At 68.6% G+C, this 21,406-nt stretch carries 13 protein-coding genes; 6 read left to right on the top strand and 7 right to left on the bottom strand.

What is annotated here, in order from left to right; translation table 11 throughout:
• The first annotated feature begins 22 nt into the window (after window positions 1–22).
• The 3 genes from KF715_11160 (at window position 23) to KF715_11150 (ending at window position 6,337) form a co-directional block, all read left to right on the top strand.
• Window positions 23–1,396 carry an acetylxylan esterase gene (locus KF715_11160; protein MBX3737242.1) on the top strand — a complete coding sequence of 458 codons (1,374 nt, stop codon included), beginning with the start codon at window positions 23–25 and terminating at the stop codon, window positions 1,394–1,396.
• A gap of 166 nt (window positions 1,397–1,562) precedes the next feature.
• Window positions 1,563–2,681, top strand: a complete 1,119-nt coding sequence (locus tag KF715_11155) for a DNA-binding transcriptional regulator (GenBank protein ID MBX3737241.1) — start codon at window positions 1,563–1,565, stop codon at window positions 2,679–2,681.
• Window positions 2,682–2,833: 152 nt separating this feature from the next.
• On the top strand, window positions 2,834–6,337 hold the full coding sequence (locus tag KF715_11150) for a TonB-dependent receptor plug domain-containing protein (protein ID MBX3737240.1): 3,504 nt from the start codon (window positions 2,834–2,836) through the stop codon (window positions 6,335–6,337).
• A gap of 301 nt (window positions 6,338–6,638) precedes the next feature.
• On the opposite strand, the gene KF715_11145 is transcribed toward KF715_11150, so the two are convergent.
• Together KF715_11145 and KF715_11140 are read right to left on the bottom strand one after the other, a co-directional pair.
• Window positions 6,639–7,526, bottom strand: coding sequence for a 3-methyladenine DNA glycosylase (locus KF715_11145; protein MBX3737239.1), 888 nt, complete (start codon window positions 7,524–7,526; stop codon window positions 6,639–6,641).
• The gene (locus KF715_11140) at window positions 7,523–7,942 is read right to left on the bottom strand and encodes an EamA family transporter (protein ID MBX3737238.1); all 420 of its coding nucleotides are present in this window, start codon (window positions 7,940–7,942) and stop codon (window positions 7,523–7,525) included. The genes KF715_11145 and KF715_11140 overlap by 4 nt, the downstream gene beginning before the upstream one ends.
• Window positions 7,943–8,117: 175 nt before the next feature.
• Between KF715_11140 and KF715_11135 the strand changes: the two genes are divergently transcribed.
• The 3 genes from KF715_11135 (at window position 8,118) to KF715_11125 (ending at window position 15,196) form a co-directional block, all read left to right on the top strand.
• Complete coding sequence (locus KF715_11135) at window positions 8,118–13,811, top strand: hypothetical protein (GenBank protein MBX3737237.1); 5,694 nt, start codon at window positions 8,118–8,120, stop codon at window positions 13,809–13,811.
• 75 nt (window positions 13,812–13,886) lie between these two features.
• Window positions 13,887–14,738, top strand: a complete 852-nt coding sequence (locus KF715_11130; protein MBX3737236.1) for a hypothetical protein — start codon at window positions 13,887–13,889, stop codon at window positions 14,736–14,738.
• Window positions 14,708–15,196: a type II secretion system protein gene (locus tag KF715_11125; protein ID MBX3737235.1), complete on the top strand. Its 489-nt coding sequence runs from the start codon at window positions 14,708–14,710 to the stop codon at window positions 15,194–15,196. Before KF715_11130 ends, KF715_11125 begins: the two co-directional genes overlap by 31 nt.
• A 9-nt stretch (window positions 15,197–15,205) precedes the next feature.
• Here KF715_11125 and KF715_11120 read toward each other — a convergent pair whose 3' ends face one another.
• The 5 genes from KF715_11120 to KF715_11100 form a co-directional block, all read right to left on the bottom strand.
• A complete protein-coding gene (locus tag KF715_11120; GenBank protein MBX3737234.1) occupies window positions 15,206–17,782 on the bottom strand; it encodes a serine/threonine protein kinase in 2,577 nt (858 codons plus the stop codon).
• A 49-nt stretch (window positions 17,783–17,831) separates the two neighbouring features.
• A complete protein-coding gene (locus tag KF715_11115; GenBank protein ID MBX3737233.1) occupies window positions 17,832–18,590 on the bottom strand; it encodes a sigma-70 family RNA polymerase sigma factor in 759 nt (252 codons plus the stop codon).
• A 126-nt stretch (window positions 18,591–18,716) separates the two neighbouring features.
• The gene (locus KF715_11110; GenBank protein MBX3737232.1) at window positions 18,717–19,628 is read right to left on the bottom strand and encodes an ATPase; all 912 of its coding nucleotides are present in this window, start codon (window positions 19,626–19,628) and stop codon (window positions 18,717–18,719) included.
• 253 nt (window positions 19,629–19,881) lie between these two features.
• Window positions 19,882–20,913 (bottom strand): lipid A deacylase LpxR family protein, encoded by a 1,032-nt coding sequence (locus tag KF715_11105; protein ID MBX3737231.1) that lies wholly within the window; start codon window positions 20,911–20,913, stop codon window positions 19,882–19,884.
• Window positions 20,910–21,287: a Rid family detoxifying hydrolase gene (locus KF715_11100; protein ID MBX3737230.1), complete on the bottom strand. Its 378-nt coding sequence runs from the start codon at window positions 21,285–21,287 to the stop codon at window positions 20,910–20,912. The genes KF715_11105 and KF715_11100 overlap by 4 nt, the downstream gene beginning before the upstream one ends.
• Between the last annotated feature and the right edge of the window lie 119 nt (window positions 21,288–21,406).

Raw genomic sequence — 21,406 nt, 5'->3', positions numbered from 1 at the left:
CGGGGTGTGGCATCGTCGCGCCATGCGTGCCTCATTCGCGTCGCCTCGCCCCGGGTGGTTTTGGTTCGCTTCGCTCTGCGGCCTGCTCGCCGCGATCGGCGAAGCCCCGGCGCTCGAAATTTCCCCGGTGCCGCCGGCGGCGCAGCGCCGCCTCGCCACGGTGCGCGTGGAAGTCGTGCCCGATCACGCCGACTGGACGTATGCGTTGGGCGAGCCGGTGCGTTTCCGCGTGGCGGTGCGCGCGGACGGCCATCCGGTGCCCGGCGCCGTGGTCACCTACACCGTCGCGCCGGAGCACACGCGCGCCCCGCGCGTGCGTGCGGAGGTGCCGGCGGAGGGCTTGACGATCGACGGCGGCACGCGGAGCGAGCCGGGTTTCCTGCGCTGCATCGCGGAGACGGAGATCGGCGGTCACAAATACCGCGGGCTGGCCACCGTGGCGTTCGCACCCGAGCGCATCCAGTCGGCGCAGGTGAATCCGGCGGATTTCGACGCGTTTTGGGAAAAGAGCCGCCGCGAACTCGCGGCGGTGCCGATGCAACCCGAGGTGACGCTCCTCCCGGAGGCGTGCACGGACGAGTTGAACGTCTACCACGTCAGCTTCCGCACGGTCGGCGTCGAGTGGCTCGGGCCGTCGCGCATCTACGGCATCCTGTGCGAGCCGAAGGCGCCGGGGAAATACCCCGCGTTGCTCCGGCTGCCCGGCGCGGGCGTGCGGCCGTATGCGGGCGACAAGTCCACCGCGGCGCGCGGCTTCATCACGCTCGAGATCGGCATCCACGGCCTGCCGGTGAATTTGCCCAAGGAGATCTACGACCGCCTCTACGCGGGGGCGTTGTCCGACTACGCGACGTTCAATCTCGATAATCGCGAGACGTTCTATTTCCGCCGCGTCTATCTCGGCTGCGTGCGGGCGAACGATTTTCTCGCGACGCGCCCCGCGTGGGACGGACGCAATCTCATCGCCGCCGGTTCGAGCCAGGGCGGGCGGCTCGCCATCGTCACCGCCGCACTCGATCCGCGCGTGACCGGCGTCGTTGCCGTGCATCCCGGTTTTTGCGACGTGACGCCGGCCGCACTCCATCGGCGTGGCACGGGCCGGCTGCAACCGTTCAGCGCCGAGGAACTCGCGACCTCGGTGCACGCCACGCCCGCGAAGCTCGCGACCGCCGCCTACTACGACACCGTCAACTTCGCGCGCCGCCTGCGCGTGCCGGGTTACTACACTTGGGGCTACAACGACGAAGTCGTCACGCCCACCTCGCTGCACGCCGCCTACAACGCCATCACCGCGCCCAAGACGCTCGAGCTCACGCTGGAGCTCGGCCACGCCTACACCAGCGAGCAGTGGGAGGCGATGCAGGCGTGGATCGCGCGGCAAACCGCGCCGCGCTGAATTTTCCCGCCGCGGCGCCGCCGCCTTGACCTGCGGCGCCCGGCCCGCCACGACTGACCGCCCTTGGCGCCGCCCGCGCCGCTCCCGCCCCGGAGAATTCTCCCGCGCTCCCGTGAAACCCCAGGTCCTGCTCGTCTTTCTCACCCGCTTCGAGGAGTGCAACGCCATGCTCCAGGGCGTCGCGCACTACGAGCGCTCGCACCGGCCGTGGGCGGCGTTCCTCGACGACGAGGCGCGCGCCGAGATCGATCCGCAGTGGTTGCGCAGCAAGCGCTGGGACGGCGTCATCAGCCGCCACACGACGCCCGCGCTCGTCGAGTCGTGCCGGCAATTGCGCCTCCCGCTCGTCGATCTCAACGACGTGCCGCCGTTTCCCGGCGTGCCGAAAATCCGCCCCGACAACGTCGCCCTCGGCCACTACGGCGCCGAGCACTTCCTCGAGCGCGGCTACCGCCACTTCGCCTTCTGCGGCTTCGGCAACGACGGCTGGGCCTGCGAGCGGCGCGACGGCTTCCTCGAGGCGCTCGCGCTCGCCGGCCGCAGCTGCCACGTGTTCGACGTCGATTATCCCGGCAACCTCACGCCGTTCTGGGACGAGCGGCAGACCGACACCCTCGCCGCCTGGCTCAAGAGCATGCCGAAGCCCGTCGCCGTCATGTGTTGCAATGACCTGCGCGCGCTCCAGGTCGTCAGCGCCGCGCAGAACGCCGGCCTGCTCGTGCCCGAGGAAGTCGCCGTGCTCGGCGTGAACAACGAGATCATCCGCTGCGAGCTCGCCTACCCGCCGCTCTCGAGCGTCGCCACCAATTCCTTCCAGTCCGGCTACCTCGCGGCCGAATGTCTCGCCCAGCTCATGCGCGGCGAGACGCCTCCCGCCGCCGACGTCCGCGTCGAGCCGATCGCCGTCGTGCCGCGCTACTCGACCGACGTCCTCGCGATCGAGGATCGCATCGTCGCCGCCGCGCTCGGCTACATTCGCGAGCACGCCTGCCACGGCGTCACCGTGACGCAGCTGCAGAAATACACCGGCGCCTCGCGCAGCCTGCTGGAGCGCAAATTCCGCAGCCTCCTCGGCCGCTCGCCGCAGGCGGAGATCCGGCGCGTGCAGATTTCCAAGATCAAGCAGCTGCTCTTCGAGACGGATTTCCCCATGAAGAAAATCGCCGAGCTCACCGGCTTCGAGCACGACGAATACATGTGCGTCGTCTTCAAGCGCCTCACCGGCGTTTCGCCCGGGGCATATCGCCGCCGCGTGCAGACGCAGCGCCCGGCGCACGCGCGCTGAGGCAAAGATTCTAAGTCGCGGGGCCAACCGAACTCATTTCCGCGGAGCCCCCGGCGCGCTACCTTCGCGGCGCTCACCCCGGTTCGTTGTCACCCCGCTCCATCGCCTCCGGCCGCTTCCGGCGCCCGGCGCGACCGCAACCCCTCCCCAACATGATCACCCCTCGCACGCCCTCGCCATCCGCCTGGTGGCTCGCCGCCGTTGCCGGCCTCCTCGGACTGACGCTCAGCGCGACCGCCCAGTCGGTCGCCCCGCAAACCTCGTCGACCGAACCGGAGCCGAAAAAAATCACGCTCCCGCGCGCGAGTGAGTCCGCGCCAGCCGCGGACGAGAAGGAGAGCGACGACGAGGTCGTGCAACTCGCGCCCTTCGTCGTCGCCGCCGAGACCGACCGCGGTTACCAGGCCACGTCGACGCTCGCCGGCACGCGCCTGCGCACGGAATTGCGCGACGTCGGCGCCGCCATCTCGGTCATCAACGCCCAGTTCCTCGCCGACACCGCCTCGAACAACGCGAAGGACGTGCTCGTCTACACCACCGGCACCGAAGCCGCCGGCCTCGGCGGCAACTACTCCGGCCTCTCCACCGGCCAGGGTTTCTCCAACGCCGAGGACGGCCTCAACAGCCCCAATTCCATGACGCGCGTCCGCGGCCTCAGCGGCGCCGACCTCACGCGCGACTTCTTCTCCACCGACATCGGCCTCGACTCCTACAACACCGAGCGCATCGACATTTCCCGCGGCGCGAACGCCATCCTCTTCGGCCTCGGCAGCCCCGCCGGCATCATCAACAACCAGCTCAAGATGCCGAACCTGCGGAAAAACGGCATCACGTTCACCCAGACCGTCGGCCGCTACGAATCGCACCGCGAGGTGCTCGACGTGAACCAGATGATCGAGAAGGACCGCCTCGGCGTCCGCATCATCGGCCTGAACGACGAGGAAAAATTCCGCCAGGAGCCCGCCTTCGAGGACGACCGCCGCCTCTACGCCGCCGTCCGCTGGGAGCCGCGCCTCGTCAAGAACGGCACCACGCAGATTCAGGTCAGCTACGAGGACGGCACCATCAAGTCCAACCGCCCGCGCCTCAACCCGCCCGCCGACGGCCTCACCGTCTGGTTCGATGTGCTCAACAAGGTCGCGCTCGATCCGACCAACACCAGCACCGTCCTCAACAACCCCACGCTCGCCGCGCACCTCGGCTCCGCCGGCCGCTGGTTCGGCCAGGTCGGCGCCGTGTTCACCGATCCCACCTCCAACGCGCAAGGCGGCAACGGCGTCCCCGCCTACATGATGAGCCGCGGCGGCACGCCCACCTACACCCAGTGGTATGGCGTCTACAACTACACCTCCGCCGGCAACAACCCGAACTTCTTCCTCAACAAACTCTACGCCCCCGCCGGCCAGGCCTACGCCGGCCTCTGGCGCGCCCAGGAGATCAGCGACCCATCCATCTTCAACTTCTACGATCATCTCCTCGACGGCCCGAACAAATCCGAGCGCGCCGACTTCAACGCCCTCAACGCCGTCGTCCGTCAGACCTTCTTCCGCGACGCCGTCGGCGTCGAGCTCGCCTACGACAAGCAGGAACACTCGCGCCGCAACCGCAGCCTCATCGGCTTCGACGCCGCGATGATCCACGTCGACATGCAGTCCAAGCTCGTCGACGGCACGCCCAACCCGAACTTCGGCCGCCCCTACTTCGCCTCCGACTCCATCGGCAACTACATGGTCGACACCGACCGCGAAGCCTGGCGCGCCACCGCCTACGGCACCGCCGACTTCACCACGAAAACCTCCTGGCTGCGCCACCTCGGCCGCCACGTCTTCACCGGCGTCTACAGCAAGCAGAAGAGCGAACGCCTCTCCCGCACCTACCAAGGCTACGCCTACACGCTCGACCAAAACGTCTACGCCGACAGCGCCACCGCGCTGTCTTATCCGGGCTACGCCGCCATCCACTACCTCGGCGACTCGATCGCCAACCGCACCTCCGCCGCCGGCGCCAACATCCAGGGCCTCACCGCGCTGCACGAACCGGCCGCCACCGGCACCGCCCTGCTCTTCGACAACCGCATCGACAAGTGGGTCTACGCGCCCGTCTCCGTCATCACTCCCGAGAAGGATCTCGATAAACTCTACTCCAACGCCTCGCGCTCCTTCAACCGCACCGAGAGCTACTCCGCCATCTGGCAAAGCTACCTCCTGAATCGCAAACTCGTCGGCCTCGTCGGCTGGCGCCAGGACGACTACGAACTCTTCGACGCCGGCACGCCGCCGACCGTCAGCCCCACCGGCCAGGTCGATCCCTTCGCCTCCTCGTGGGTTTATCCGAACGACGCCACCATCCACGCCAAGGACTCGACCGTCAGCTGGAGCGTCGTCGGCCACACGCCCGACTTCATCAAGCGCCGCCTCCCGCACGGCATGGACGTCAGCCTCTCCTACAACCGCTCGGAAAACTTCCGCCCGTCCTCCACCGTCGCCGACGTCTACGGCCGCCCGTTCTCGCCGCCCCGCGGCTCCACGCGCGACTACGGCGTCACGCTCTCGTTCGCCGACAACAAACTCGTCCTCCGCGCCATCCGCTACGAGACGCTTCAGGCGAACGACGTCAGCACGTTCTACAACACCTTCTGGCCTGGCAACGACGTCGTCCGCGCCATGAACGGCCTCCGCGGCACCAACACCTCCGAAGTGCTCATCAACCGCTGGTTCGGCTTCAAGCCCGGCGACGTCGATTACCTCCCGCTCCGCGCCGGCCTCACCAGCGGCACCAGCGCCAACCCCGGCCTCACCACCGCCGAGCGCACCGCACGCGACGCCTGGTTCGCCCGTCGCACCGCCGCCGAGTGGCTGCGCCCCGTCGATCCGCTGCTCGCGCAGACCTGGGCCTTCACCCAAAACGCCAGCGGCACCTGGTCCGCCACGCGCCCGCCCAACGTCGGCAACATCGCCGACACCGAGTCGCGCGGCACCGAAATCGAACTCACCTACAACCCGCTCCCGAACTGGCGCATGACCCTCAACGCCGTCCGCCAGGAGGCCGTGCGCACGAACTACGGCAAGGACTTCGAGGAATTCATCGCGCGTAACCTCCCGCTCTGGACCGACGGCGACGGCGTCATCGCCGCCAGCATCCGCGACCAGAACGGCTTCGAGGACATCCCGTATTTCAACAGCGTCACCGGCTCCCGCCTCGGCGTGATGGCGATCAACAACATGTATGTGCCCTACCTGAACGCCCTCGCCGCCAACAACGCCGCCGTCCAGGAGCTGCGCAAATGGCGCTTCAACTTCGTCAGCAACTACGAGTTCGTCAGCGGCCCGTTCAAGGGCTTCTCCATCGGCGGCGCCACGCGCTGGCAGGACCGCGTCGCCATCGGCTACGGCGTGAAGAAGAACGAAGCCGGCCAGTGGGTCTCCGACGTCAACCAGCCCTACTACGGCAGCGACGAACTCGACGTGGACCTCTGGCTGAAATACACCCGCCGCCTCGCCCGCGACAAAGTCCGCTGGACCATCCAGCTCAACGTGCGCGACCTCTTCGGCAGCGACGACCTCATCGCCGTCACTGCGCAACCGAACGGCACCACCGCCTCGTTCCGCATTCCTCAACCGCAGCAGTGGACGATCACCAACACCTTCGCGTTCTAGCGCTACTCCGTTGATTGAGCGCGCTTGCCGGGTAGCCCGCGACCTCCGGGCGCGGGTGCCCGGGACCCGTCCTCGGAGAGGCCGGGCTACCTCGAGTTTCCCGGGTGAAACCCTGCCGCCTAACGGAGCTGCGCTGAACCGCAGTCACGCGATGCGAGCGAAAGCTCTGCACGAGACATTCAACGCCGTTCGGTGAACGGGTCAGCTGCCGGCCCGGCCCTTGCGGCCGGGCCGCATCGTCCCCGCAGTCACGCGTCGGCGTTCGCTTTGGGAATCACGCCCCGCACGCTCGACCGATATTTCAGCCGCCCAGCAGCCGCTCGCACAACGCAATCAACCGCGCCCGCAGCGGTTGGCTGCGCTCGGCGAAACCGCGTTGGAGACGCTCGTAATCGGCGCGCCCCTCCGGCGTCTCGATCGCGATCGGCGCGAGGCCGAGCACGCGGCAGTCGTAGGGGCTCGCGCGCATGTCGACCTCGCGGATCTCGCGCGCCAGCGCGAAGCAGTCGGCCATCAGCTCGCTCGGTGTGAACGGCGCGAGTTTGAACGCCCACTTGTAGAGATCCATGTTCGCGTGCAGGCAGCCGCGCTGCTCGAGCTGCGTCGTCGTCGCGCGCTCGGGCTGCAGGCGGTTGAGCGGCCGCGCGGCGGCGGTGAAGAAACGGAACGCGTCGAAATGCGAGCAGCGGATCGGGAGCGACTCGGTGATGCGCGCGATCTCCTCGGGCGGGTAGCGCAGCGGCAGTTGCGCGTGGCGGATTTCCTCCGGCGTGAGCCGGTAGACCATCGCCCACTCGTGCAGCCCGAAGCAGGCGAACGCCGGCGGGCGCTCCGCGGTCGCGCGCAGGAGTCCGAGGAGCCACGCGAGCGACTCGCGCCGCTTCGGCTCGAACGCGCCGCAGTTCACGCGCACGCCGCCGTCGACCGCGATGTATTCCGGCCAGCGCAGGTATTCGCGCGCGGCGTCGCCGAGCAGGACGACATCCGGACCTGGATGCCAGCGGCGCAGCCAGCTCGGGCGATAGGCGTAGTATTCCCAGAGAAAATCTTCGACCGGATGCTTCTCGCCGCGCGCCTGCCGCGCCTGATGCGGATCGGTCCACCCGCGCACGCGCGCCTCGTGCGCGCGACGCCGCTCGAGCCAGTCGGACTCGGCGAGTTGCAGCGGCGCGGATGCGAGGGAGTTCACTTCGGCCACACGACAAGCGCGGTGCCCGCGAGAATCAACCCGCAACCGAGCGCCGTGCGCAGCGTGAGCGTTTCGCCGAGAAACAGCGCCGCGAGCACGAGCGTCAGCGCCAGGCTGGATTTATCGACCGCGCTCACGAGCGAGGCCGGTCCGAGTTGCAGCGCCTTGAAATAGAACAGCCACGACACGCCCGTCGCCACGCCGGAGAACGCGAGGAACATCAGCGTGTGCCGCGAAAGCACGGCGACGGCTCCGAGATTGCCCTGTAGCGCAACGAGGCCCCACGCGAACACGAGCACGACGACGGTGCGCACGGCGGTGGCGACGTTGGAGTCGACGCCGCGCACGCCGACTTTGGCGAGGATCGCCGTGAGCGCGGCGAACACCGCGGAGAGGAGAGCGTAGATCCACCACATGCCGGCGATTGTGCGCGCGATGCGGGGCGACGCGAGCCTCCGGCCAAGCCCCGCGGGTCGGGCCGCAGGGAAGGGCGCCCCGGCGATGCGGCCCGGGGCCCCTTAGCCGTTCGGCCCGGACGAAAGAGGGCCGAAACGGAAATCCGCGACCGGAAATCCGCAAATTGAGAGCACCATGCCTACGAACATCCGCACCCTCTGGCTCCGGCTGTGCCTTGCGCTCACCGCCCTCGCCAGCTTCTGCGCCGCGGCGACCGCGGCCCCGGTCACCACGCACCCGCGCATCCTTTTCCGCGCGGAGGATCTGCCCGCCCTGCGCCAGCGGATGGACCCCGACAAGAATCCCGTCTGGGCCGCCTTCAACAAGGAGATCGTCGAGAAGGCCGTCATCGCCTTCAACTCCAGCAGCACCACCGTGTATCGCCTCGTTGACCACGACGGCATCCCGAACTCCGGCGACGAATACATGGACTGGGTCCGCACCTCCTTCACCGATCACAACGGCGTGCTCCACAAGGAGGGCGACGCCGACTGGATGACCGTCCCGCAAGGCGCCGCCGACGGCAACTGGGGCAACAACGACGCGCACCCCGCCGTGCCCGAAGACGACGTCGGCCAGGACAGCGGCAACGTCCGCCTCATGACCGAGCAATACGCGATGATCTACGCCCTCATGGCCCGCCTCCTCGACGACGGCAAAATCGAGCACCAAGCCGACCGCGCGATGTTCCTCAACATGGCCAAGGTCTCGCTCTTCACCGTCATCGATCCCGCCTCCCAAGGCACCGATCCGAGCAACACCCTCCCGTGGCGCCAGACCGGTTTCGCCACCAACGACCGCAGTTTCTCGCAGGAAGCCTTCCCCATCACCGTGGACCTCATCTACGAGGACCTCACACCGCTCGAAAAAGCGAAGATCCGCAAAGCCTTCCTCGAATGGACCGAGCAGGCCAACGCCCACTACTACTTCGCGCCCTACCGCGTGAACGGCCAGCACCTGCCCTTCAACTCGCCCGAGCTGCTCCGCCTCAATGAACCCGAGCAGGCCGAGCGCCACAACGAAATCCGCCTCGCCCTGAACAACCACTGGGGCAACCACCTTCGCCAGATGGGCCTCTACGGCCTCGCGCTCGACCCGCAGGACGACGTGCCCTCCGCCTTCGCTGCCGTCTCCGACACCGCGGTCCCCGGCTCCATCACGTCGCAACAGTTTAATCCCGCCGACGGCTCCTGGACGCCGCTCAATTACGGAGCGCTCCGCGACGCGACGGGCGTCTGGCTTTACCTCACCGACTACGCCTACCGCCACGACGGCGCGGGCGGCCTCTCCGTCGAAGGCATCGAATACGCCTCGAACGGCCTCGGTCCCGTCGGCGTGTTCATGAGCGCGCTGCACACCGCCGGTCAGGACGACACCGCCGTGTGGGGTCCGCAGGTCTCGTTGAAAAACCACCCGCAGTGGTCGCGCGCCGTGTCCGCCTACCTCTCGATGCTCACGCCCGCGCCGCGCACGCCCAACGGCGCCTACAACTACCTCGGCTCGATCTACCAGCCGCCGATGTATGGCGACCTGGAGACGTTCACGCTGGTCAACGACCAGTTCATCAAGTTCCTCGCGCCGCTCGCGCTCACCGACGCGCGCATCAACGGCACCGCTTCCGACACCGTGCAAGCCGTCCGCTACATCCAGCAAAACCTCGCGAAGGGCGGCCCCACCAAACTCGCCGAGCGCATCGCCGGCACCCGCTCGGAAAAACGCCTGCGCGACTCGATCTACTATTTCCTCCTCTTCGATCCGTCGCCCGACACGCCGGCCGCCGCCGATCCGCGTCCCGCGATGCAGCCGCTCGATTTCTACGCCGCGCACACCGTCGCCGGCAAAGAGATGGGCACCTACTTCGGCCGCACCGGCCAGACCGCGAGCGACACCTACTTCCACTTCCGCACGGACTGGAACCAGATCAATCACCAGCGCGGCGACTCGCTCTCTTTCGGTCTCTGGAAAAACGGCCTCTGGCTCACCAAGGTCATGACCGGCTACGGCGGTCTCCAGGGCGCCTCCGACTACCGCAACGCCCTCAGTCTCCAGAACGGCGTGCCCGACCCGAGCACGCAAAACCAGACCAACGAAGTCGTCGCCGCCGAGCACGGCAGCCAGTGGTTCTACAGCCCGCACGGCGACCCCGCCATCACCGCGCGCAGCCTCCGCAGTGAGCTCGCCTACTTCACCGCCGACGCCACCGAACTCTACAACCACTACCACTACGCGAATCTCCAGGAGATCACGCACGCCTCGCGCTCCATCGTCTGGCTCAAGCCCAACCACGTCGTCGTTTACGACCGCGCCAGCTCGAAATCCGCCGGCTACTACAAACGCTTTTTCCTGAACCTCCCGGAAAACACCGCGAAATACGGCGGCGCGCCCAGCGTCGTCGGCAATCTCGTGCACGCCACCGCCAAGGACGGCGGCGTCGCCAAGGCCGAGCTCTTCGTCTCCGCGCTCCTGCCTGTCGGCGCCACGCCGCAAATCACCGATCAGGAAAGCGGTGACCCCGGCGACGGCGAAGACAAGGAGAAGGCCCGCATGTTCACCGAGGCGCCAGGCGCTCCGCAGGACGCGCGATTCCTCCACGTGCTCCAAGGCACCGACGCCGGCGTCGCCACGCCCGAGTCCACGCAACTGCTCCAAAGCACCGCCGGCACCGCCTTCGAAGGCGCCGCCGTCGGCGCGCGCGTCGTGCTCTTCAAGAAGAACCTCGGCGACACCGTCGCCACGCTCACCTACGTCACGCCGGTCGGCGTCACCGAGCACTACATCACCGGCCTCGCGCCGCTCGCCGGCTACAGCGTCACGCAACTCGCCGTCGCCGGCGGCACGAGCGTCACGCTCACCGCCGACGCCGCTGCCACGCTCCACGCCGACAACGGCGGCGTGCTCACGCTCGGCGTCGCCGCGCTCCCGACCGTCGCGCTGAAAGCTTCCGCCGCCTCCGTCGCGGAAGCCGCCGGCACGCCGGTCACGTTCACCGTCTCGCGCTCCGGCGACGTGAGCGCGCCGCTCACCGTTTCGCTCGGTCTCGATCCGGTCATCTCGGCCGCGAGTGCCGCCGACGTCACCGGCCTGCCGTCGCAGATCACCATCCCCGCCGGCAGCGGCAGCGCCTCCTTCGACGTCACGCCGGTCAACGACGGCGTCACCGAAGGCAGCGAAGCTCTCGTCGTCAAACTCGCGCCCGGCGCCGGCTATCATGTGGACGCCGCCGCCGAGACCGCCACCGTCGCGCTCCTCGAAACCTTGCCCGCCTCCGGCCACGTCCAGTTCTCCGCGACGAATTTCAACGTCGCCGAAAACACCGCCTCCGGTCACGGCACGCTCACGGTCACGCGCACCGGCGGCTTCGAGACCGCGCTCACCGTCCACTACTCGATCACCGGCGGCACCGCCGTCGCCGGCACCGATTACACCACCGTCAGCGGCGACCTCGTCTGGACCGAGAACGAGAGCGCCGCGAAGACGATCGACATTCCGATCATCGACAACGCCGTGCCGAACGGCGCGCGCAACATCGCCGTCACGCTCACCGCGCCTTCCATCGCCGGCGCCATCGGCGCGCCCGCCCTCGCCACGCTCACCATCGGCGACGACGAGACGCCCGGCGGCACCGACTTCGGCGGCGGCAACAATAACAACAACGGCGGCGGCACTCCCGTCGTCCCGCTCACGCCGGGCGAAGGCACGCTGCAATTCGCCGCAGCCGACTACACCGTCAGCGAAGCCGCCGGCACCGCGCAGCTCCACGTCTCCCGCACTTTGAGCAGCGTCGGCGTCGTGAGCGTCAGCTACTACACGCTCGCCTACTCCGCCATCGGCGGCACCGACTACCAGGCGGGTGGCGGCACCGTGACGTTCGCCGACGGCGAGACCGACAAAATCATCTCGATCCCGGTTTACGACAACGCCACGCCGCAGGCCTCGCGCTACTTCAAGGTCGCGCTTCAAGGCGCCGGCAACGGCGGCGTGCTCGGCGCGCTCGTCGAGTCCACCGTCACCATCACCGACGACGACGGCGGCACGCCCCCGCCCGACGGTGGCGGCAATAACAACAACGGCGGCGGCGTGATCGTCGTCCCGCCCGCCAATCCCGCCAACCCCGGCTCGTTCTCCTTCGCCTCGACCGCGCTCTCCGTCAACGAAGGCGCCGGCTTCGCCACGCTCACCGTCAATCGCGTCGGCGGCACCGACGGCGCCGTCAGCGTGAACTACTACACGCTCGCCGGCTCCGCGCACTCCGGCACCGAATACGGCTACACCTTCGGCACGCTCCACTGGGCCGCCGGTGAGAGCCAGGCGCAGACCATCGACATCCCGCTCGTGGACGACGCCGAGGAGGAGCCGACCAAGAGTTTCCAGCTCACGCTCGATTCGCCCGCCGGCGGCGCGACGCTCGGCGCCGGCTCCACCGCCACCATCACGATCCTCGACGACGAGGTCGTTTACCACGTCGGCCCGAACCAGCAGTTCGCCAGCCTCGCCGAGGTGCCGTGGACGACGCTCGCGCCTGGCAACATCGTGCGCATCCACTGGCGCGCCGAAGCCTACAAGGAAAAGCTCCTTCTCTCCGCGCGCGGCACCGCCGAAAAGCCGATCAAGATCGAAGGCGTTGCCGGTCCTGCCGGCGAACTCCCCGTGATCGACGGCACCGGCGCCACCGCCGCCGCCAACATCGGCTACGCGCCGTGGTTCGGCGACGTCATGGAGCGCTCGATCATCGCCGTCGCGCGCAACGCCACGCAGCCGTCCGCCTACAAGCCCGGCTACCTGGTCATCTCGAACCTCGAACTCACGATGAGCGGCGCGCAAAACCCGATGCCGACCTACGTGAAACCCGACGGCTCCGCGGGCACTTACTACACGAGCGCCGGCGCGATCTTCCTCTACGGCGCCGAGCACGTCACCGTCCGCGATTGCGACATCCATGACACGCCCAACGGCATCGTCGCTGCCTCCGGCTCCTCCGAAGCCGCGCTCACGCGCGACCTCACCGTCGAGCACTGCTGGCTCTACCACGCCGGCAAGGGCGGCAGCTACAACGGCTCCAACCTCGTCACCGAGGCGATCCGCGTCACCGTGCAATTCTCGCGCCTCGACCGCGGCCTCAACGGCAGCAACACGCCCAACGTCCTCGACCGCTCCGCCGGCGTCGTCGTCCGCTACAACCGCATCGAAGGCGGCGCGAATCTGCTCTCGTTCATCGAGCCGGTCAGCGCGCCCGCGCTCATCGTCGCCGATCCGTCGTTCGCCACCACGCACGTTTACGGCAACATCCTCCGCAACGGCGGCGGCGACTACGGCACCGACGGCAGCACGCTCATCCGCTACGGCGGCGACTGGAGCAGCGCCGCCAACTTCCGCGCGGGCACGCTGCACTTCCACCACAACACCGTGGTCATGGATTCGCAGCGCTGGTCCACGTCGCTGTTCAACCTCACGCTCGCCGCCGCGCAAGTGGTCGCGAACAACAACGTCGTCCATCGCGTGAAGTCCGGCGCCGGTCCGTTCGATCTCATCAACTCCGGTCGCAACATCGTCCTCGGCCGCAACTGGACGACGAGCAACGTCACCGTCGGCGGCAACGCCGTGGGTGGCACCGCGCTCGTCCTCAAGGGCGCGAGTCCCGGCTTCGTGAATCTCGCCACCGGCGACCTCCACCCCGCCGCCGGCTCGCCGCTCCTCGACGCCGCGCAACCGCTCCCCGCGGGCGCACTGCCGGTCGAGTTCGAATACCTCCCCGAGGCCGACGGCCAGCCACGCACCACGCAAGGCGCCGCGCCCGATCTCGGCGCCCTCGAAGTCGCGCCTGGCTCCTGAGTTTTTTCAACGTCGCCCGCGATCCGCTCCCGGATCGCGGGCTTCTTTCTTCACCACACCACCTTTCGCATCGCCATGCTCGCCCGCCACCTCCTCGCCACCGCCACGCTCGCTCTCGCGACCGCCACCGCGCTCGCGCAACCGCTCCACTACACCAAGGCCGTCCAACTCGTGGACGAAATCACCGCCGCGCAGGACGCCGGCGTGTTCAACGACGAACTCGGCCGACCGCTCAACCGCTACGGCGGCAACTGGACCAGCGCCGAGCAATCCTACATCCGCTTCGCCGATCTCGAGCACGGCCACTGGCCCGGCAATCTCACCAAGTGCTCCCCGCTCGTCTCGCGCCTGCTGCAGGCGTGCTACAACTGGAATTGGAAAAACTACTCCTTCCTCGATCCGCTCACGCTCACGACGCAGTCCGTCGCCAGCCCCGCGCCCTACCAATACATCGCGCTCCTCAAGCAGGGCAAAGGCTTCGCCGCGCGCCTCACGCGCCTCGACCAGTGGCAGGCCGGCGACCTGCTCTTCTGGTGGAAACCCGGCTCCGATCTCAACGACCACGCGATGATCATTTCGGCCGTGAACTGGGCCAGCGCGAAGAACTACCCGACGAACCTCGCCGCCTCCGACCCCACACTCGCCAACACGACCTACTACGAAGTCGAGATCATCGACAGCACCGAGAACATCCACACCGCCGACTCGCGTCTCGTGAACGTGAACGGCACGCCGACCTTCATCGCCGGTGTCGGCACCGCCACGATCGGCGTGCTCGTGGACCGCACGACGCTCGAGATCGTCGCCACGACGTGGAGCCTCCCGACTTCGAATTACCAGACGCAACCCAACGGCTGGCTCCAGGGCCTCACGAGCCGCCTCAAGCGAGTTCCCCAATGGGAAATCGCCGTCGGCCGTATGCCGTGAGCGCGGGCCGGCCGCGGCGACGTGGGTTCACCCTCGTCGAGATCATGCTCGTGGTGGTCCTCATCGGGCTGCTCGCGGCGATCGCGTTGCCGGGATTCCAGCGAGTGAAACGCGCGGCGGTCGCGCGCCGCTACTTCAACGACGCGCGCCAGATCCGCGACGGCGCGGAGCGCTACGCGCTCGAGCACGGCGACTTTCCGCCGAACGGCATCGCCGCGCTCCACCCCGCGTTGCACGGCTACGTGCCGGAAAAACTCTTCAATGTCACGACCCCCATCGGCGGCGTCTGGGATTGGGACTACGGCGAGAACGGCTTCACTGCGTCGATCTCCGTCTTCCAATACACGGCCACCGACGCGGAGCTCCGCGCGATCGATCGCACCTTCGACGACGGCGACCTCACCACCGGCGCGCTGCGGCGCATCAGCGACAAGTTCGTCTACGTGATCCAGCCTTGAGCGCGCCGCTCATCGTGCGGGCGCGAGTTGCTTGAGCCGGCGTTCCGCGGCCTCGGCTTGGTCCGGCCGGTCGGTTGCGCGATACAGTGCAGCGAGTCGTGTGAGGGTCAGCTGTCGCACGCGCGTCTGTCGCGGCGTGAGCTGCCCGGCGAGCGATTCAAACCCTCGGTCGGCGGCGAGCAGGTTTTCCTCGGCTTCGGTTCTGCGACCGAGACCGACCAACGCGGCGCCGAGGTGGGATTGCGCGATGAAAGGCAGCGGCTGCCGTTCGTCCACCGCGCGATGTGCGGCGAGCGAGGTGCGCAGCTCGATCTCGGCCTCCGCGAATTTCTCTTCCGCCACGAGAATGCCGCCGAGCTGCGTGCGCAACGCGAGCACTTCCGGGTGCATCGCGCCGAGGCGGCGCGCCGATGGCTCGATGACTTCGCGGCACATCGCTTCGGCTTTCTCCAGATGGCCCTCCTCGGAGTAGACAGCGGCGAGTGCCCCGCCCATGCGGAGCACGTTCTGATGCCCTTCGCCGTGGACGGCCCGGGTTTGCGCGTAGACTTCCTCGAAGACGCCGGCTGCCTCGTCCCACCGCGCCTGCGCGCTCAAGACATGGCCGAGATTGCCGAGAGTGAGCAAGGTGTCCGGGTGATCCGGCCCGAGCACGCGGCGAGCGATCGGGACGACTTCGCGGAAACGTGCCTCGGCTTCGGCCAGCCGGCCGAGCGCCCAGTTCGCGCCGGCGAGATCGTTGAGCGACTCGATCGTGTCGGGCGCTTCGGGACCGAGCACGCGTTTGCGCGTCTCGGCCGTGCGCGTGAGGATTTCACGCGCTTCGATGAATTGCCCTTGGTCGAGCAGCGCCGTGGCCACCTCGTTGGCGGCGGTGAGCGTGTCGGCGTGCTCCGGTCCTTGCAGGCGGGTGCGGCGCGCCAGCAGGTCGCGACGGAGTTGGAGGGCTTGGGCGAGCTTGTCCTCGCCGATCCAGATTCGGGCGAGCGTTTGCTCCGCGGCGAGTGTGGCCCCGCTGTCCGCGCCCAGCGTGCGCCGCAGCGCGGCGATGTTGGGCGGCAGCAGGCGCTCAGCCTCGGAGAATTGCGCGGAAGCCGCGAGCGAAGCACATTGAGCAGTGACGAGCCGCCACGTGGCGGCATCGTCGAGTCCCTGCTGCCGGCGGAGCCGGACGGCGGCGGCGAATTGTTCGGCGGCTTTGGCGTATTCTCCGAGTGAGTGCAGCGCTTCGCCGAGCGTCGCGCGCAGGGCGGATTCGACGGCCGGTTCCTTGGCGAAACGTCCGCCGATGCGGGCCGCGGCGGCGTCGAGCGCGGTGCGGAGCTTCATGTCGCGGTCGGCCTGCGCGCCGGGTTTCGATGGGAGCAGGATGTCCTTCTGGAAAAACTCCACCAGCGCGCGGGCGGTGGCGGCCTCGGTGGCCGCCTGGCGCTCGGCCCGGCGGGCACGCACCGCAAGCACCGTGCTGGCGACGATGCCGATGGTCAGCGCCGCGCCGGTGCCGGCCGCGACGGCGAGCATCGTGCGATGGCGGCGGGCGAAGCGCCGGAACTGCGTGCCCGCACCGGGTGCGCGGGCGAGGATCGGTTCGCCGGCGAGAAAACGCCGCAAATCCTCCGCCAGTGCCGCCGCGTCGGCGTAGCGGCGGGCGGGATCGCGCTCGAGGCACTTCAGACAGATGACGACGAGGTCGCGCGGCGTCGCGGGTGCGAGCAGGCGCAGTGGCGGGATCTCGCTCTGATCGAGCAGCGCGGGCAACTCCGCGGCCGTGGCGCCGGCAAACGGAGTGCGGCCGGCCAGCATCTCGTAGAGGACGACGCCGAGGGCGTAGACATCGCTGGGGATGCCGAGCGCGGTGCTGCCGCGCTGCACCGCCTCGGGGGCGAGGTAGTGCGGCGTGCCGAGCACGAGAGAGGCGGCGGTCAGGTCGCCGCCGGGCTCGAGTTGCGCCGCGAGGCCGAAATCCGCGAGGAGCGGCTCCTCGCCGTCGAGGAGGATGTTCGAGGGCTTGATGTCGCGGTGCAGCACGTCCGCGCCGTGCGCATAGGTAAGGGCCGAGGCGATCTTTTGTGCGAGGGCGGCGGCGGCGCGAGGGGCGAGCGGGCCGCGGCGCAGGCGCTGGCCGAGATCGCCGCCCTCGAGGTAGTCCATCGCGAAGTAGGCGAAGCCGTCCGCGCGGCCGGAATCGTGGAGCGTGACGATGTGCGGGTGGCGGAGGCGCGCGACGGTTTGCGCCTCGCGCAGGAAACGTTGCGCGAGGTCGAGCGTGCCGGCGGTCTCGGCGAGGACCTTCAACGCGACGACCCGGTCGAGGCGCGGTTGACGCGCGGCGTAGACGCGGCCCATGCCGCCGCGTCCGATCTCGTCGATGATGTCGTAGGGTCCGATGCGTTCCGGCAGTTGCCCGCCGAACGGCGAGCGCGAGGTGGCGGTGGCGGCCGGCGACGGGAGCGGGTCGCCCTCCGCGAGATCGAGAGCGAGCGCGCGCTGTCCGGCGCACAGCAGGCAGAGCCCGCCGATCCCGAACGGCGTGGCCGTGGAGCGGTGGCAATGCGGGCAGAGTTGAATGGGCGCGGGCGAAGACATCTTCAGCAGCGGATTGCCGGATTTGGCCGCGGAAATTTCATGCCGTGAATCAGCCGCGCAGGATCGCGAGCAAGTGTCGCATTTCCTGTTCGATCTCGCCCGGATCGCGGACGCTGGCGGCGATCTCCAGGCGCACGATTTCGGCGTAGCGGCGATTCAGGCGAAAGATCCGCACCGCGACCGTGGCGCGGGCGACACCGAGTTTTTCCGCGATGATGGCGTATTCGTTTTGCGACGGGCTGGAACTGAGGAACGGGCGCAACGCGGCGAATTCGGCGGCGTGGCCCGCCTCGGTCTGCTCGGCCTCGAGGCGGCGGAGCGCCTGCGCGAAGAGCGCCAGCGCCCAGCCGCGTTCGTAGGTGGCACCGGGATCGAGCTGGGGCTGGTCGATGACGGCGAACTCGCGCTCGGCGTCGAGCGCGGTCCAGTCGAGCACGCGGGCGCCGCCGCCGCGCTTCTGGGTGTTCTCGCGTTCGTGGTGGCGGGCGACGAAGTGTTTCAGCGCGCCGATGAGGTAGCCGCGGAAGCGACCCTTCTCGGGATCGGGCCGGTCGAGGAAATCGCCTTCGATGATGTAGGCGAAGAAGCCCTGGGTGAGGTCCTCGGCATCGGCCGCGGCGTAGCCGCGCCGGCGGAGGTAGCCGTAGATCGGGAGCCAGTAGGTGCGGCAAAGCTGCTCGAGCGCTTCGCGGCGGCGCGCGGAGTCGCGACGCGAATCGAGGACGACGGTCCACTGCGTGGAGCCGAACGCGCCCTCGCCGGCGGCGGCGGAGGGCGCGGGATCGGAACGTGAGGCGGTCTCGGGCATCGGGGGTCAGGCGAAGCGGAGCAATTTAACCACAGATGAACACAGATGGACACAGATAGGAAACGGCCGACGAACCGGTTCGGTATCTGTGTCCATCTGTGGTTTTCTGCGGGGATCGAAATAGGTTCAGTCGCGGAGTAGGAGGCGGCGGACGCCTGCGCTCGGCGGGTCGGTGATGAAATGCAGCTTCACCGGCCAGGCGTTCGATGCGACGAAGGCTTGGAGCGCGGCGTGCGCGGCGGGATTGTTGAGCACGGCGCCGCTGACGCCGCAGGTGATTTCCTGGCCGCCGGGGAAAAGCTTTTCGGTGACGAGGCGGCCTTGCGCAACGAGTTCGCCGACCGAGCTGGCGAGGGCGATTTGCGCGGGGCGGCAGCCGTTTTGCGCGAGCTCGATCACGCGCGGGGCGAAGGCGGCGGTCCGGGCGTTCACCTCGGGATCGGCGTAGAGCGCGCCCTTGATCGCGGTGGCATCGGCGAGGCCGAGGTGCGTTTGGAGCGCAGCGCCGAGGCCGGTGGCGGGCGACCAGCCGGAGAGTTCCATCAGCGCGGCGGCGATGGCGCGGCGGCCGAGTTCGTAGCCGCTGCCGGGATCGCCGAAACGCCAGCCGAGCCCGCCCGCGAAGTGCACGGAGCCGTCGGGCGCGCGCGCGGCGACGAACGAGCCGGTGCCGGCGTGCAACACGAGGCCGGGCGCGCCGCCGGTGGCGAGTTCGAGCACGGGGAGCGAGTCGGGCCCGTGCGTCACGGTGCCGTAGTCGTGGAGCTGCGCGACGATCTCACGCCAGGTGACGGCACTGCCGGCGACGTAGAGGCGGGTGGCGGAAATTTTCGATTTCGGATTTTCGATCTTCGATTCGGTGAGCAGGGCTTCGAGCGCGGCGAGGAGGACCGTGCGCGCCTGGTCGGCGCCGAGGTGGCTGGGGTTGCAGCCGGGACCGACGTGCCGCGCGACGATGTTGCCCGCGGAGTCCACGAGGAGGAGTTCGGTCTTGGTGCCGCCGCCGTCGACGCCGATGCGGTAAGAGGGGTTCGCCACGCGGAAACGAAAGCCGGGAAAGGGAAGCGCGACGAACCAAAATCCGCGGCGTGACGTGGGCCGATGGGCGAGGGCGCGGCGGCCACTCGGCTGTAGGAGCCGGCTTGCAGGGGATTTCTCCGGAATCGGAAACGACTCACGCGGGCGAGTGTCTTTGGTCGCCTGCGAGCAGGCTCCTACATGAGTGGATTCGTGGCGGCAGGGAGCGAGCGGTCGTGCGGTCGGCTCGCTGGTGCTCGCCGCTACGGATTGCTCAGTAGAACCAGGTCAGCGCGATGGAGCCGAAGACGTCGTTGCGCGGCTGGCCGCGGAATTCCTTCGTGCGCATGTTCTGCGTGTAGGTGACCTGGAAGCGCGGGAGCGCGACGACGAGGCCGCCGGCGAAGTCGCCCATGAACGGGCGTTTGTCGACCGAGTGGCTGTCGCGCCAGGTGTTGCCGTCGAGGAAGATGTTGCGGGCGACGGCGCGGGCTTCGGCGCTGAGGAAGAGGTGGGTGGAGAAACCGGCCTTGGCGCGGGCGTTGGCCATGCTGCCGCCGGCGGGGCGGATGAGGTCGGCGCCGAAATCGGGCGGGAGATTCCAGCCGAGGCGCACGCGCGCGCCGGCGGCGAGGTGCGTGTAGACGTTGCCGAGGGTGATGCGGGCGCGGCTGATGAAGTCGAAGAGCCGGTGGCCGTCGGCGATGAAGGTGTAGTTCCGGTAGCGGCGTTCCCACGAGAGCATGAGCGCGGGTTCGTCGTGGAGCTGGTTGGCCCAGCCTTGGGCGTGCGGGACGTGGATGACGTCGTGCCAGCCGTTCTGCGCTTCCTGTCCGAGGGCGGAGGGGCCGACGACGCCGAGGGAGAGCTCGACGATACGGAGCATGCTGCCGTCCTTCTCCTGCGCCTGCGCGAGCATCGAGGCGTAGAGCCAGCCGGCGTAGGGGCGGTCGTCGGGGATGCGGGTGGTGGTCGCGGTGTCGGTGGGCGTGTAGATGTCCTGCCCGAGGGCGAGGCCGACCTTGTAGCGTTGCTGGGCCTCGATACCGCGCAGCGTGGGGATGAATTCCGAGACCTTCTTCAGGAGCTGTTGCGACCGGTCGAGGGTCGTCTCGCCGAGCCAAAGGAACTTGAAGCCGTTGGTGTAGTGCCGGTCGGTGCCGGCGAAGTATTTGTCGTTCTCCGTGAGGACCGTGAACGAGCCGCGCCGCACCGAGAGGTCGTGCCAGATCGGGTCGTCGTTGCCGCGGGCCGTGGCGCCGAGCGCGAGGCTCAGCGCCGCGAGAAGCGTGAGGCGAGGGCTCAACCGCGGAACGCGATGACCTCGATCTCGACGCGCGAGTCGAGCGGGAGCTTGGCGACCTGGACGGTGGAGCGTGCGGGCTTGTGCGGGGCGAAGGCGGCTTCGTAGAGCGGATTCAGTTTCGGGAAGTCCGCCATGTCCTTGAGGAATACGGTGGATTTCACGACGTGCTGTGTGGTGAGGCCGGCGGCGGCGAGGACGGCGGCGACGTTGGCGAGGACCTGCTTGGTCTGCGCCTCGAAGTCGTCGGAGCAGAGCTTGCCGGTGGCGGGGTCGATCGGAATCTGGCCGGAGCAGAAGACGTAGGCGCCGGTGTCGATCGCTTGGGAATAGGGCCCGATGGCCGCGGGGGCGTGGGGGGTGGAGACGATTTTCATGAGGATGCCGGAAGGAGAACGCGGAACGGGAAGGAGAACGAGAAAGATTTCGAACCACGGTCGCGGCGGCGGCCGCGCGGGCGCAAATGCGGTTGCGGCGTCGCGGGGCGGCCGGCAGA

Origin of the sequence: Candidatus Didemnitutus sp. (genome assembly GCA_019634575.1) — a bacterium.
GTDB lineage: Bacteria > Verrucomicrobiota > Verrucomicrobiia > Opitutales > Opitutaceae > Didemnitutus.
Note: the sequence above shows the minus strand (reverse complement) of the source record. Positions and strands in the feature narration are given on the sequence as shown.

What these genes read in the sequence shown, in the direction of transcription:
- KF715_11160 (MBX3737242.1), top strand. Translation starts at nt 23, where the DNA reads ATGCGTGCCTCATTCGCGTCGCCTCGCCCCGGGTGGTTTTGGTTCGCT.
- KF715_11155 (MBX3737241.1), top strand. Translation starts at nt 1,563, where the DNA reads ATGCTCCAGGGCGTCGCGCACTACGAGCGCTCGCACCGGCCGTGGGCG.
- KF715_11150 (MBX3737240.1), top strand. Translation starts at nt 2,834, where the DNA reads ATGATCACCCCTCGCACGCCCTCGCCATCCGCCTGGTGGCTCGCCGCC.
- KF715_11140 (MBX3737238.1), bottom strand. Translation starts at nt 7,942, where the DNA reads ATGTGGTGGATCTACGCTCTCCTCTCCGCGGTGTTCGCCGCGCTCACG.
- KF715_11135 (MBX3737237.1), top strand. Translation starts at nt 8,118, where the DNA reads ATGCCTACGAACATCCGCACCCTCTGGCTCCGGCTGTGCCTTGCGCTC.
- KF715_11130 (MBX3737236.1), top strand. Translation starts at nt 13,887, where the DNA reads ATGCTCGCCCGCCACCTCCTCGCCACCGCCACGCTCGCTCTCGCGACC.
- KF715_11125 (MBX3737235.1), top strand. Translation starts at nt 14,708, where the DNA reads ATGGGAAATCGCCGTCGGCCGTATGCCGTGAGCGCGGGCCGGCCGCGG.
- KF715_11120 (MBX3737234.1), bottom strand. Translation starts at nt 17,782, where the DNA reads ATGTCTTCGCCCGCGCCCATTCAACTCTGCCCGCATTGCCACCGCTCC.
- KF715_11115 (MBX3737233.1), bottom strand. Translation starts at nt 18,590, where the DNA reads ATGCCCGAGACCGCCTCACGTTCCGATCCCGCGCCCTCCGCCGCCGCC.
- KF715_11100 (MBX3737230.1), bottom strand. Translation starts at nt 21,287, where the DNA reads ATGAAAATCGTCTCCACCCCCCACGCCCCCGCGGCCATCGGGCCCTAT.